12 protein-coding genes are annotated in these 12,777 nt (G+C 63.3%); 7 read left to right on the top strand and 5 right to left on the bottom strand.

Translation table 11 applies throughout. The features are described from left to right. Both HCZ87_RS07125 and HCZ87_RS07120 read right to left on the bottom strand, forming a co-directional pair. Positions 1–512 (bottom strand): FAD-dependent monooxygenase (locus tag HCZ87_RS07125; RefSeq protein WP_175582176.1); only part of this gene is annotated, 512 nt, incomplete at its 3' end. Between the two features lie 27 nt (positions 513–539). Continuing rightward, positions 540–1,490, bottom strand: a complete 951-nt coding sequence (locus HCZ87_RS07120) for an MBL fold metallo-hydrolase (RefSeq protein WP_167643072.1) — start codon at positions 1,488–1,490, stop codon at positions 540–542. A 211-nt stretch (positions 1,491–1,701) separates the two neighbouring features. On the opposite strand from HCZ87_RS07120, the gene HCZ87_RS07115 reads away from it, so the two are divergent. Then, complete coding sequence (locus HCZ87_RS07115) at positions 1,702–2,208, top strand: MarR family winged helix-turn-helix transcriptional regulator (RefSeq protein WP_167643071.1); 507 nt, start codon at positions 1,702–1,704, stop codon at positions 2,206–2,208. A 66-nt stretch (positions 2,209–2,274) separates the two neighbouring features. Here HCZ87_RS07115 and HCZ87_RS07110 read toward each other — a convergent pair whose 3' ends face one another. The 3 genes from HCZ87_RS07110 to HCZ87_RS07100 form a co-directional block, all read right to left on the bottom strand. Then, the gene (locus HCZ87_RS07110) at positions 2,275–3,630 is read right to left on the bottom strand and encodes an aspartate aminotransferase family protein (RefSeq protein ID WP_167643070.1); all 1,356 of its coding nucleotides are present in this window, start codon (positions 3,628–3,630) and stop codon (positions 2,275–2,277) included. Between the two features lie 61 nt (positions 3,631–3,691). Beyond that, a complete protein-coding gene (locus tag HCZ87_RS07105) occupies positions 3,692–5,176 on the bottom strand; it encodes an aldehyde dehydrogenase family protein (RefSeq protein WP_167643069.1) in 1,485 nt (494 codons plus the stop codon). A 116-nt stretch (positions 5,177–5,292) separates the two neighbouring features. Further along, positions 5,293–6,096: an IclR family transcriptional regulator gene (locus HCZ87_RS07100; protein ID WP_167643068.1), complete on the bottom strand. Its 804-nt coding sequence runs from the start codon at positions 6,094–6,096 to the stop codon at positions 5,293–5,295. A gap of 119 nt (positions 6,097–6,215) precedes the next feature. On the opposite strand from HCZ87_RS07100, the gene HCZ87_RS07095 reads away from it, so the two are divergent. The 6 genes from HCZ87_RS07095 (at position 6,216) to HCZ87_RS07070 (ending at position 12,777) form a co-directional block, all read left to right on the top strand. After that, complete coding sequence (locus tag HCZ87_RS07095) at positions 6,216–7,151, top strand: tripartite tricarboxylate transporter substrate-binding protein (protein ID WP_167643067.1); 936 nt, start codon at positions 6,216–6,218, stop codon at positions 7,149–7,151. 106 nt (positions 7,152–7,257) lie between these two features. After that, positions 7,258–7,797, top strand: coding sequence for a tripartite tricarboxylate transporter TctB family protein (locus HCZ87_RS07090; RefSeq protein WP_167643066.1), 540 nt, complete (start codon positions 7,258–7,260; stop codon positions 7,795–7,797). A 10-nt stretch (positions 7,798–7,807) separates the two neighbouring features. After that, positions 7,808–9,307 carry a tripartite tricarboxylate transporter permease gene (locus HCZ87_RS07085; RefSeq protein ID WP_167643065.1) on the top strand — a complete coding sequence of 500 codons (1,500 nt, stop codon included), beginning with the start codon at positions 7,808–7,810 and terminating at the stop codon, positions 9,305–9,307. Continuing rightward, on the top strand, positions 9,300–10,577 hold the full coding sequence (locus HCZ87_RS07080) for an aspartate aminotransferase family protein (RefSeq protein WP_167643064.1): 1,278 nt from the start codon (positions 9,300–9,302) through the stop codon (positions 10,575–10,577). Before HCZ87_RS07085 ends, HCZ87_RS07080 begins: the two co-directional genes overlap by 8 nt. After that, positions 10,574–11,539 carry a phosphotransferase enzyme family protein gene (locus tag HCZ87_RS07075; protein WP_167643063.1) on the top strand — a complete coding sequence of 322 codons (966 nt, stop codon included), beginning with the start codon at positions 10,574–10,576 and terminating at the stop codon, positions 11,537–11,539. Before HCZ87_RS07080 ends, HCZ87_RS07075 begins: the two co-directional genes overlap by 4 nt. Further along, positions 11,536–12,777, top strand: a complete 1,242-nt coding sequence (locus tag HCZ87_RS07070; protein ID WP_167643062.1) for a Tm-1-like ATP-binding domain-containing protein — start codon at positions 11,536–11,538, stop codon at positions 12,775–12,777. The genes HCZ87_RS07075 and HCZ87_RS07070 overlap by 4 nt, the downstream gene beginning before the upstream one ends.

The following is a 12,777-nucleotide window of genomic DNA, read 5'->3' as shown; positions in this document are numbered from 1 at the left end:
ATCACCACGTGATCCTCGCGGACATCGACGTGATCGACCCGGTTCTTGCCCCGCAACTGGATCGGCGCGCCGGCGGCCTGCGCCTCGCGCACACGCTCTACGAGGAAGCGTTCGAAATGCGGCTGTTGCAGGTTGATAAAGGCGGGGTAGCGGTGCCCCTCTTCCGGCAGCAGGTTGAATTCATAGACCTGCCGGTCGTCATGGAACACCTTGCCCACATTCCAGACCACACCCTTGTCCAGCATCGCCTGACCGCAGCCATAGCGGTGGGCGATTTCCAGCGCGCGCTTGGCGAAACAGATCGCGCGGGAGCCCTGCCCCACCCCCTCGTGATCGTCCAGCAGCACCACAGGGATACCTTGCAGACCCAGGTCGAGCGCCGTGGCGACCCCGATCGGGCCACCGCCCACCACCACCACGGGGTGGCGGGGGGCGGTGTCGGCGTCCTGATCGGCGCTGCGCTCATAAGGGTACAGCTTGAACGCCAGTTGATAACGATCATCCAATGGCATGATCTTTCCTCCTCCCGAGTGACGTGATTAACCTTGCAGCGCTTTCCACATCTCCAGGTCGCGTTCCGCCGTCCAGATCCGCGGCGTGTCGATCCCCCGGGCCTCGTCATAGGCGCGGGCGACGTTGAAGGGCAGGCAATGCTCGTAGATGGCGTAATCCTTGAATTTCGGATCACATTCCGCGCGCACCGCGTCCCAGGCCTCCTTGAGCGATCCGCCACGTGCCGCCACCCGTGCAACCGGGCGATAGGTGCTTTCGACGAAGTCACGGGTGTTTTCCAGCGCGGCATGGACCATGTCCTTGCCCACCAGCGCATCGCCACGACCCGGTGCAATGGCATCGACGTCAAAGGCGGCGATATTGTCCAGCGTGTTGCCCCAATCGCCGAAGTGACCATCGCCGCAGTAGCAGGCGGAGTGGTATTCGACGATGTCGCCGGTGAACATCACGTTTTCATCGGGCACGTGAATGACGATGTCGCCCGCGGTATGCGCCCGGCCCAGATGCATCAGATCGACCCGGCGATTGCCCAGATAGACGGTCATCTCGTCGTTGAAGGTCGTGGTCGGCCAGGTCAGGCCGGGAATGCTCTCGTGGCCCTGGAACAGGCGCGGGAAACGCTGGAATTCGCTGTCCCAGTCTTCCTGTCCGCGTTCGACCACCATGGAGCGGGCCACATCCGACATGATGACCTGCGGCGCCTCAAAGGCCGCAGCGCCCAGCACGCGCACCGCGTGATAATGGGTGAGCACCACATGGCTGATCGGCTTGTCGGTGACTTCGCGCACTTTTTCGATCACCTTGCCCGCCAGCCGCGGTGTTGCCTGCGCTTCGACGATCATGACGCTGTCGTCGCCGATGATCACACCGGAGTTCGGATCGCCCTCGGCGGTAAAGGCATAGAGCCCCTTGCCGATCTCGGTGAAGGAAATCTGCTTCTCGGCGGTGTCGCCTTGCGACGCGAATCCATTGGCCATCTGTAATCCTCTCTGCTTCAGCGCATTGCTGCCCTGCATGTCCCTATACGCACCTGCGACGGACCGTTTCGCTCCCCGCGCTGCGTCTCGAAAGAGCGCGCTTTGCCGCAGGAGGCGCAGTACAGTCGTTGCAAGTGCAACCAGTTATTTATCGTTGCACTTGCAACGAAAGTCAATATCATTTGCCAGCATGTTCCAGGAGCCCGGCCCCATGTCAGATGATTTCCGCCTTTCCGCCTTTTTGCCCTACCGGCTTGCCGTGCTCTCTGAACGGGTCAGCAAGCGGGTCTCGGTCGAATACGAAAGAGCCCATGGGCTGGCGGTGCCGGAATGGCGGGTCTTGATCCACCTTCTGCGCTGCGGTGCCGTGTCGGTGCGCGACATCCACAACTGCGTGAACCTGGAAAAGCCAAGGGTCAGCCGTGCTGTTTCGCGCCTGGAAGCGGAGGGGCTGGTGCAAAAGGCGCTGGGGGAGAAGGATGCGCGCCTTGTGGCGATCTCGCTGACCGACCGGGGGCGTGCCGCATTGGCCGATATCATCCCGCCCGCCCGCGACATCGAGGCAAAGCTGCGCGCCGCCGTCAGCGCCGACGAGCTCAGTACCTTCTTTCGGGTGATGGAGCGCATGCATGCGGTGCTCGACGACGATCCAAAAGCGCGCCCGCGCTCCCGTATGGATCTTGATCTCGCGCCCGAAATCCTGGACCGACCCGCATAGATCGACCCGGCCCGGCCGGAACGGGTCACGCGGGCGACGGATCTGCCGCCCACGTGACTCTCCCCATCAGGGCAGCGCTTTGAACCCGGCATCCAAGGCGCTCAGGATGGTTTCGACATCCGTTTCCGACAGGATCAGCGGCGGCGACATGATGACATTATTGCCAGACACGCGCACCATCGCCCCGTTTTCATAGGCGACCCGCTGAACCGCGCCGATGCTCTTTTTGTCGATCGGTGTCTTTTGCGCGCGGTCAGAGACCAGCTCCAGCGCGCACATCAACCCATGCCCGCCCCGCACATCACCAATGACATCATATTTCTGCGCCAGGGCCTGAAGCCCCGCAAAGAGCTGCGCGCCGCGTGCGGCTGCATTGTCCTTGACCTGCAAGCGCTCGGTTTCCTTGAGGCAGGCAATCGCCGCCGCCGCACCCACCGGATGGCCCGAATAGGTATAGCCGGAGCCGATCGCCCCCTTGCCAGATGTGTCCTTTTCAAAGACCTCGGCAACACCCCCCGACACCATGACGGCGCCATAGGGGAAATAGCCGTTGGTGATCGCCTTGGCCGTGCACATCAGATCCGGCTGGACACCCCAGTGGCGCGACCCGGACCATGACCCGGTGCGCCCAAACGCGGTGATCACCTCATCGGCGATCAGCAGGATCCCGTATTTGTCGCAGATCTCGCGCACAGCGGGCATGAAACTCTTGTGCGGCGGCAGCACGCCACCCGCCCCAAGCACCGGCTCCATGATAAAGGCGGCGATGGTCTCGGCGCCCTGGAACTTGATCTCATCCTCCAGCGCCGCCACGCAAAGCTGCGCCAGACGCTCCGGGTCCGTCTCGTTGAAGGGATTGCGATAGGGATAGGGCGCCGGGATATGATAGCACCCTGGCATCAAGGGTTCGTATTGGGTGCGGAAATTGGCATTGCCATTGACCGAAGCCCCCAGCGTGTGCGTGCCGTGATAGCCCTTCTTGAGGCTCAGGAACTTCACCCGCCCGGCCTCGCCGCGGATCTTGTGATACTGACGCGCCAGGCGCAGCGCCACCTCGACGCTGTCAGAGCCGCCGGAGGTAAAGAACGCCCGGGTCAGCCCGTCCGGGGCAAAGAACTCCTGCAACATGTAGCTGAGCTCGATCACCGCGTCATTGGTGGTGCCGCGGAAGGTCGAATAATACGGCAGCTTGTCCAGCTGCGCCGCGATCGCCGCTTTTACCGGTGCGCAGGAATAGCCAAGGTTGACATTCCACAGCCCGCCGACCGCATCCACGGTGCGGTGGCCATCGACGTCGACGATTTCGACCCCTTCGCCTTGGGTGATGATATCGGGCGGATTGGCCAGGCTGTCCGCCGGATGCGCCATCGGATGCCAGAGATGACGGGCGTTGTTTTCCTTGAGGAAGTTCTCGTCCTTCATGGGTGTTCCTTTCAGGATATAAGCAAGTCGAGCGCCGGAACGGCGATATGGGTCGGTCGGATCACAGTTTGATCCAGGCGGTTTTCAGGTCGAAAAACTTGTCAAAGGCATGCAGCGACTTGTCGTGGCCATTGCCGGATTGCTTGACGCCCCCCAGCGGCACGGTGACATCGGCACCGCCATAGGTGTTGACATGCACAACCCCCGCCTTGATGCGCCGCACCATGCGATGCGCGCGCGACAGATCCGCAGTCCAGACCGCGGCGGCGAGGCCAAAATCGGTGCCATTGGCGATCGCCACGGCCTCGTCCTCGCTGTCAAAGGGGATGACAGCCAGCACCGGGCCAAAGACCTCTTCCTGCGCGATCGCATCCTCGGGGGAGACCCCGGCCACGATCGTCGGCGCCATGTAGTAACCGCCCGTCTCTTGCAGGATGCGCTCGCCGCCGGTGACGATCTGCCGCCCGGCCGCGCGGGCCTCCGCGACAAAGCGCAGGTTCTGTTCCAGCTGCGCCTCGGAGTTGATTGCCCCGGCCGAGGTTTCAGGGTTCAGCGGATCGCCGACCACCATGGTCTCTGCCACCTGCTTCAGCTTTTCGACAAAGGCGTCGTGGATGCTGCGCTCGACCAGCAGGCGCGAGCCCGCAACGCAGACCTGGCCGGAGTTGCGAAAGATCCCATAGGCGGACACCTTTGCCGCCTCATCCAGATCGGGCGCATCTGCAAAAACCACATTGGGGGATTTGCCGCCCAGCTCCAGGTAGACCCGTTTGAAATTCGACCGTGCCGAGGCTTCGAGCAAACGCCGCCCCGTCGCGCCGGAGCCGGTAAACACCAGCGCATCGACCGCATTGCTTTCGGCAATCGTGGCGCCCACAACCGCGCCCTCGCCGGTGACCACGTTCAGGACACCGGGCGGCAGCCCCGCATCCAGCGCCAGCTTGGCAATCTCCAACAGCGTCAGGGAGGCGGTTTCAGCGGGTTTCAATACCACAGTGCACCCCGCCGCCAGCGCCGGGCCCAGTTTCCAGGCTCCGATCATCAGGGGGAAGTTCCACGGCACGATCGCACCGACCACGCCCACCGGCTCCTTGTGCACCAGCCCCAGCGTGCCGGGGGCGGTGGGAGCGATTTCACCATAGATCTTGTCGATGGCCTCGGCGAAATAGCGGATCGTGCCAGCCGCGGAGAGAGGCTCCGCCTTCAGCGCCATTGCGATCTCGGTGCCATTGTCGCGCACCCCCAACACCGCCAGTTCCTGCGCCTTGGCCTCGATCAGATCGGCCCATTTCAGCAGGATCTTCTTGCGCGCCGCTGGGGCAAGGCCGGACCAACGCCCATCGTCAAAGGCGGCCCGCGCCGCAGCGATCGCCGCCTCGGCGTCCTCGACGGTGCCGCGCGCCATGGTCGTCAGGCGCGTGCCGTTCAGCGGCGAAATCACATCCATCGTGCCGCCATCCGATGCCGCCTGCGACAGGCCGTCAATCAGGTGGGAAGCCGGGCCGACAGGCGCCTTTGAAAGGTCATGCAGCAAGGTTCTCTCCATAATCGGTTTATTATTATCACCAGTGTTGCATATATCGTGCCAACTGAGAGCGCGCCTGTCAATCCTGAATAGCGGATGCCCCGGCCCGCACCCGTTGAAGGGCGCGCAGGGTGAGTTCAATCGCGGGGGCCTGAGGCCAGCAAACCCGCCACCTGATCCGCGTAGCCCCGCGGCCTTTGCCCGCCAAGACCGGCGGTAATATCCTCTGCCGCCCGCAGGACCGCGGCGATGCTCAGCTGGCGCTGCTCCGCCGTCATCCGATGCGAGGGGGTGGAGACCGACACCGCGCCACAGGCCCGCCCGGAGCGATCAAACAGCGGCGCCGCGAGCCCGTGCACGTCTTCCTCGTGGGCCTGATCGGATTCCGAAAACCCATTGGCCCGCACAACCTCGATCCGCGTCAGGATGTCGTCGCGCTCGGTCAGGGTGAACCGGGTTCTCGCCTCGCGCGGGGCGGAGAGCACACGGTCAAGCAGCTTGTCATCCGCATAGGCCAGCGCGGCCAAACCCGACGCGGTGCTGTGATAGGGCAGCACCTCGCCCGCCACGAGAGAGACGCGACTGCCCTTCTTGCTCTCGCATGTTGCGATATTGGCCAGCGCCCGCCCCGAAATCAGCGAAGCATGTGCGGTTTCGCCGGTTTCCGTGGACAGGCGGAGCAAAATCGGCTGCATCATCGCGCTGACCGGAAACGCGGTTTCCCGCACCCGCGCCAGGCGCAGCACCCCGGCCCCCAGGCGATAGAGCCGCGAATCGGCTTGCTGCTCTACCAGGCCGGACTCCGCCATCGAGCCCAGCATCCTGTGAACCGCCGCCTTGTCCATGCCCGACCTGCGGGCCAGATCCGACAATCCCAGTTCCGGTTCGTCCTCGGAGAAAAACTCCAACAACGAGAGCGCCTTTGTAACGGTTGATGACATCCTGCCTCCTGTCTGCACGGCTGGGCGCGCGCGCACTGGAACAGCAATCCTTGACACACGCGCAATCGCAACACTAAAATCACCAGTGTTGATAATATAACACCACAGGGAATCCGTCAATGACCAAAACCAAATCCATCCTTGGAGGCGTTTTGCTTGCCGTGCTGGCATCGCCCGCCTTTGCCGACTACCCCGAAAAACCCGTCAGCTTCATCGTCCCCTTCCCGCCGGGCGACCTTGAAGACGTGCTGACACGGATGATCGCAGAAGATTTCGAAGAGAAATACGGCGTCGCGGCGGCGGTCGTAAACCGCCCCTCCGACGGTGGCCCCTTCCCGGGTGCCGCCTCCGTCGCGGCGGCGCCGGCAGATGGCTACACCATTGGCTCCTTTGTGGTGGACGTGCCGGTGGTCGGCCCGGAAGTGGGCGTGCCCGGGCTCAGCCCCGATCCGTTTGATCCGCTGGGCATCTTCCTGACCTATCCCTTCGTGATTGCCGCCAGCGCCGACAAACCCTATGCGACCTTGCAGGAACTGGCCGATTACTCCGCTGACAATCCCCAGGTCCTGGGCCATTTCGGCTCCTTCATGCTGCCGACCCAGGCGACCTTTGCCGCGGCGCAGGAAATGGGCTTTGACTGGGGTGCCGAAGCCTCCTCCGGTGCGCTCGACTGCAATTCGCTGGCCTCTGGCGATTTCGACGTGATCAATACCACGATCCAGCAGATCCTGCCCTGCCTCGACAGCGTCAACATCCTGGCCACCATCACCGAAACAGCGATCCCGGTCGCGCCCGACGCGCCGACCCTGGCGTCGATCACGCCGAACCTGAATATCTCGCTCTGGAACGGGTTGTTTGTCCGCAAGGAAACACCCGCCGACGTGCGCGAAAAGATCATCGCTGTTGCCAAGGAAACCCTGGCCTCTGAGCGGGCGCAGGAACTGGCCAAACAGACCGGCGCGATCATCTACTGGACCGACGCCGATGATGCCGCCGCGCGCATCCTGTCCGACAAGGAAACCGCTGGCACCATCAACGCGATTATCGCTGAATAATCCCAATGGTCTGACCGGTCGCGCCGCTGGCGCGGCTGGTCCCTCTAGAGATCAGTCCCGTTTCGAGCCCCTCGCAACGGCAGGCTCCCCTGCGCCCGGAGGAATGATGAGCGAGCCCACACAAGACCAACCCCATATCTTTCCCGAGGGGCGCAAGCCCGGCGAGATGCTGTTCAGCATGCTTTTGCTGATCCTCGCCGCCGCGCTGCTGGCCGCCCTTCCCTGGCAGACCACCTGGATTTCCGGCAAGGGACTGGCCGCACAACCGCGGTTCTGGCCGGCGTTGTCGCTTGGCGGTGTGATCCTGTTTGCGATCCTGCACAAGCTGATGCGCCACCGGGTTGACCGCACTCCGGGCCGCTGGAGCGAGGGGCTGAACTGGATCCGCTCGCTGGAATACATCGGCTGGTACATGCTCTATGTCGCGACCATTCCGGTCATCGGCTATCTCTTCGCCACCGTGATCTTTTGCACGCTTCTGTCCCTGCGGGTCGGCTATCGCGGCCGCATGAATGTCTGGGCTGCCCTGTTCGGGCTTGTGGTGGTGCTGTTTTTCAAGAGTGCGATGAACGTCAAAATCCCTGGCGGCGCGATTTACGACTACGCGCCGGACGGGCTTCGCTACATCCTTCTGCGCTATTTCTGAGGTCAATCACATGGATATCCTGCTATCAAGCATTGAACTCATCGCGCGCTGGGACGTCATGGCCGCGCTGCTGATCGGCTCGATCGGAGGCGTGATCGTCGGCGGCCTGCCTGGCGTCGGCGCGGCGGTGGCCATTGCCATCGTGCTGCCGGTCACCTTTTCGCTTGAGCCCATCGTCGGGCTGACCGCCCTCCTCGGCATCTATGGCTCGTCCATGTTCGGCGGTGCCATTCCGGCGATCCTGGTCAACACCCCCGGCACACCGGTCAACGCGCTGACCACCTATGACGGCTATCCGATGACCCAACGCGGCGAGGGGCGGCGCGCGCTCAGCCTGGCCTATTCCGCATCCTTCTTTGGCGCGCTCTTTTCCATTGCCGCGCTGATGGTGCTGGCGCCGGTTCTGGCCAAGGTCGCGCCCATGTTTGGCGCCCGCGAGATCTTCCTTGCCGCCCTCCTTGGCATTCTGCTTGTGATTATCACCCACCGTGGCCAGGTGCTGGCGGCCGCCATGCTGTCCTGCGTCGGGATCTTCCTCCAGACCATCGGCATCGAGCCGACGGCCTATACCCAGCGCTACACCTTCGGCATGGGCTGGCTGCAATCGGGGATCGACCTGATCGTCGTCGTTCTCGGGCTCTTTGCCATCAGCCAGGCCCTGATCCTGTTTATGGACAAGGACAAGGCCATCACGCTCCCCCATGTGGAGAAGGTCGGCTTTTTCGCGCAGATGAAGGATCTTTGGGTCTATCGGCGCATCGCCGCGGTGGGGTCCGCCTTTGGTGTCATCTGCGGCATGATCCCCGGCGTGGGCGAGTTCATGTCACAGTTCATGTCCTATTCCTACGCCCAGCGGACCTCCAAGACGCCCGAGCGCTTTGGCAAGGGCAACCCCGAGGGCATCGTTGCCTCCGAGGCGGCGAACAACTCGGTGCCCGCTGCCGCGATGATCCCGCTGCTGGCGCTTGGAATTCCGGGCGAGGAGCTGACCGCGATGATGCTTGCAGTGTTTTACGTGCATAATGTCATCCCCGGCCCGCAGCTGTTCGCGCAGCAGATGGATTTCGTGATCGCGCTTTATCTCTGCCTGTTGTTGCTGAACATCATCGTCGTGATCTTCCTGTTCTTTGCCACCGACACGCTGATGAAAGCGATGACGATTCCGAACCGCTTCCTTGGCATGATGATCCTCACCTTCAGCCTGATCGGCGTCTATTCGCTGCGCAATTCGCTGACCGATGTGGCAATCGCCTCCGGGTTTGGGGTGTTTGGCTTTATCCTCAAGCGGCTGGATTATCCCACTTCGCCGATCATTCTCGGCATCGTTCTGGGCAAGCTGATGGAGGACAAGCTGCGCACCGCCATGGCGCGGGTGCGAGAGCCCTGGGATTTCATCGACCGCCCGATCGCCTTCATCCTGTTTTCCATGATCCTGATCGCAGTCATCGTGCAGGCCTGGACGGTCTGGAAAAGCTGGCGCGCCGAAGAGAAGAGCCCCAAAGATGCCTGACCTCCTTGCCCGCCGCCGGGCCCTGCTTGGGCCGAATGTCTCAACCTTTTATGATGACCCCATCCATGTCGTGCGTGGCGACGGGGTCTGGCTTTGGGACGCGGCGGGCAACCGATATCTCGACTGCTATAATAATGTGCCCCATGTGGGCCATTGCAACCCAAGGGTGGTGCAGGCGATCACAACGCAGGCCGCAAAGCTCAACACCCACAGCCGCTATCTCTACGAGGGTATTCTGGACTACGTCGAACGGCTGACCGGCACATTCGATGACCCGCTGACAACCGCCATCCTGACCTGCACCGGATCCGAAGCGAACGATATCGCGCTGCGCATGGCCGAAGCCATGACCGGCAAGCGCGGCATCATTGCAACCGACGCCACCTATCACGGCAACACCACGCTGGTCAGCCAGCTCTCCACCTCCAACCCACCCGAGGTCGGCTTTGGGCTGGACGGCTATGTCCGCCATGTGGAAGCCCCCGACAGCTATCGCCTGCATGATCCCGACGGGCAGCGCTTTGCCGAGAAGGTGCAAGAGGCGATCGACGCGCTCAACGCATCCGGGGTGGGGTTCGCGGCGCTGATCGTCTGCCCGCTGTTCCTCAACGAGGGTTTTCCACGGCAGGCCGAAGGCTGGCTGCGCCCAGCAGCAGAGGCCGCGCGCCGCGCCGGCGGGCTGTTGATCTGCGACGAGGTGCAAGCAGGCTTTGGCCGCTGCGGCAGCCATTTCTGGGGACATCAGAAACAGGGCGTCATCCCCGATGTGGTCACCATGGGCAAACCCATGGGCAACGGTCATCCGGTGGCCGGCCTGGTCACCACCCCCGAGATCATGGCGCGGTTTCGCTCTTCTTTTCGCTACTTCAACACCTTTGGCGGCAACCCGGTCTCCTGCGCCGCGGCCATGGCGGTGCTGGAGGAGCTGGAGGACAAGTCACTGCAAGCCAATGCCGCCCGGATTGGCAAACTGGCCGTTGAGCGGCTCGATACGCTGGCGCAAAAATACAGCGTCATTGGCGACACCCGTCAGAGCGGCATGGTCTTTGGCGCGGAATTCGTGCTGGATCGCACCAGCAAAGAGCCCGCCAGCGCCTATGCTGATCGTGTGGTGAACGCCATGCGCCATCAGGGTATCCTGCTGCCCAACCTGGGCCGCCAAAAAAACCCGCTAAAGACCCGCCCGCCGATGCCCTTTGCCGAGGCGCATCTGGACCTGCTGATCGACACGCTTGATCGCGTGATGGCAGAAACCCCGGTGCAGGCATGACGTCGCCGCTCATCGCAAGCGCGCTGGCGCGATGGGGCCTGACGCAGGCGACGTGCCAATTTGTCGCCGGACGCGAAAATCAGGTGTTCCGCGTCACCGACGCCACGGGGGAGTTTGCCCTGCGCCTGCGGCGTCCGGGACTGCGCAGCCCGGCAGAGCTCCGCTCCGAGCTGGAGTGGCTGGACGCAATGGCGCGCGCGGGCCTTTCCGTGCCCCGCCCAAAGCCCTCGCGCGCGGGGAATTTCCTCGAAGCTATCGAAGGGACGCAGGTTGATCTGCTGGCATGGCGGCCGGGCCGCCCGCTCGGCACCAGCCGCGAGCCGCTGCGCCTGGAAAATCCCGAAGCGGTCTTTTTCACCCTCGGCCAGGACATTGCCCGGCTGCATCAGGCGAGCGACGCCTTTGCACCAAAGGAGGGTTTCACCCGCCTGCGCTGGGACATCGAGGGCCTCTTGGGTGAGGTGCCGCTCTGGGGGCGTTTCTGGGACAATCCCAGCCTCGCACCCGAGACCCGCAGCTTGCTTGTGGCGTTTCGCCAGCAGGCCCGGCACGATCTGACCCAACTGGCGGGCGCGCTCGATTTCGGGCTTACCCATGCCGATCTCGTGCGGGAGAATGTGCTGCTTGACGGTGATCAGCTGCATCTGATTGATTTTGACGATGGCGGCTATGGGTTTCGCCTGTTTGATATCGCAACGGCATTGTTCAAGAACCGCAAAGAACCCGCCTATGAGGCGCTGAAATCCGCCCTGATCGCGGGCTATCGCAGCAAGCGGCCGTTGGACACCGCGCCGCTGGATCTGTTTCTGGCGCTGCGCGCGGTCACCTATGTGGGATGGATCATTCCCCGCATGAGCGAAGCTGGCGCGCCCGAGCGCAACCGGCGTTTCATTTACGAGGCCCGCGACCTTTGTGCGGCCTATCTGGCCAAGACCCCTGACCCAAAGAGGACCCGACCATGACAAAGACCATTCTTGTGATCGGCACGTTTGACACCAAAGCCGACGAGCTCGACTATCTCATCGGCCGCATCCTATCCCAGGGCGGCAAGGTGCTGACCATGGATGTCAGCGTCCTTGGCGACCCGCCGCAGCCCGTGGATGTCACCAAGCACGAGGTCACCGCCGCGGTGGGCGAGACCATTGACGGGCTGATCGCGCTGGGAGAAGAAGGCGAGGCCTTTGAGAAAATGAGCGCCGGGGCCGCGCTCATGACCCGCCGGCTGTATGACGCCGGCCGCTTTGACGGGATGATTGCCCTGGGCGGTACCATGGGCACCGATCTGGCGCTGGATTGCGCGCAGGCGCTGCCTATCGGGGTGCCGAAATATATTGTCTCCACCGTCGCCGGATCTCCGCTGATCGCGGCCGAACGGATGGCGGCCGATGTCCAGTTCATCCTCTGGGCCGGTGGGCTATATGGTCTCAATCCGCTGTGCAAATCCTCCCTGAGCCAGGCCGCCGGTGCCGTGCTGGGCGCCGCCAAATCCGTCGAGCCGCCAAACTTTGACCGTCCCGTGATCGGGATGACCTCGCTGGGCTCCTCCTGTCTGAAATACATGAAACGCCTGCACCCGGAGCTCTCGGCGCGGGGCTATGACGTGGCGGTGTTTCACACCACGGGCATGGGCGGGATGGCCTTTGAACGGCTTGCCGCCGAGGGTGCCTTTGCCTGCGTGATGGATTTTTCCCTGCAAGAGCTGGTCAACGTGCTGCATGGCTCGCTGGTGAGCGCCGGCAGCGATCGGCTCAGCGGTGCCGGGCGCAGTGGCACCCCGCAGATGGTTGCGGCGGGGGCATCAGACATTCTGGACCTGGCGGGCTGGCAGGAAATCCCGGAGCGCTTTGCCGAGCGTCCGTTCCACCAGCACAACCGGTTGATCAAGAATGTCGCCTTCAACGCCGAGGAGCGCAGTACCCTGGCCCGCGAAATCGTGGATCGTCTGGCCAAGGCAGCCGGCCCCACCCAGTATTTCCTGCCAAAGCAGGGGATCGAGGAATGGGACAAACCGGGCGAGCCCGCCCATGACCCCGAGGGCCTGCGCGCCTTTGTTGCCGCCAGCCAGGAGGCCGCAGCGGAGCGTATCCAGATGACCACATTGGATTGCCACATCAATGATGATGCCTTCTGCGAGGCGGTTCTGGCCCAGCTCGACACCTGGGTCGCCGAGGGCCTGGTCCCCGCCGGCGTCACCGACTAG

The sequence above is a fragment of the Phaeobacter sp. HF9A genome (assembly GCF_011806385.1).
GTDB lineage: Bacteria > Pseudomonadota > Alphaproteobacteria > Rhodobacterales > Rhodobacteraceae > Epibacterium.
This window is presented reverse-complemented; position numbering and strand designations above follow the sequence as displayed.

Bases quoted from the DNA above. Each gene is read 5' to 3' on its own strand.
- HCZ87_RS07120 (WP_167643072.1), bottom strand. From the start codon at position 1,490: ATGGCCAATGGATTCGCGTCGCAAGGCGACACCGCCGAGAAGCAGATT.
- HCZ87_RS07115 (WP_167643071.1), top strand. From the start codon at position 1,702: ATGTCAGATGATTTCCGCCTTTCCGCCTTTTTGCCCTACCGGCTTGCC.
- HCZ87_RS07110 (WP_167643070.1), bottom strand. From the start codon at position 3,630: ATGAAGGACGAGAACTTCCTCAAGGAAAACAACGCCCGTCATCTCTGG.
- HCZ87_RS07105 (WP_167643069.1), bottom strand. From the start codon at position 5,176: ATGGAGAGAACCTTGCTGCATGACCTTTCAAAGGCGCCTGTCGGCCCG.
- HCZ87_RS07100 (WP_167643068.1), bottom strand. From the start codon at position 6,096: ATGTCATCAACCGTTACAAAGGCGCTCTCGTTGTTGGAGTTTTTCTCC.
- HCZ87_RS07095 (WP_167643067.1), top strand. From the start codon at position 6,216: ATGACCAAAACCAAATCCATCCTTGGAGGCGTTTTGCTTGCCGTGCTG.
- HCZ87_RS07090 (WP_167643066.1), top strand. From the start codon at position 7,258: ATGAGCGAGCCCACACAAGACCAACCCCATATCTTTCCCGAGGGGCGC.
- HCZ87_RS07085 (WP_167643065.1), top strand. From the start codon at position 7,808: ATGGATATCCTGCTATCAAGCATTGAACTCATCGCGCGCTGGGACGTC.
- HCZ87_RS07080 (WP_167643064.1), top strand. From the start codon at position 9,300: ATGCCTGACCTCCTTGCCCGCCGCCGGGCCCTGCTTGGGCCGAATGTC.
- HCZ87_RS07075 (WP_167643063.1), top strand. From the start codon at position 10,574: ATGACGTCGCCGCTCATCGCAAGCGCGCTGGCGCGATGGGGCCTGACG.
- HCZ87_RS07070 (WP_167643062.1), top strand. From the start codon at position 11,536: ATGACAAAGACCATTCTTGTGATCGGCACGTTTGACACCAAAGCCGAC.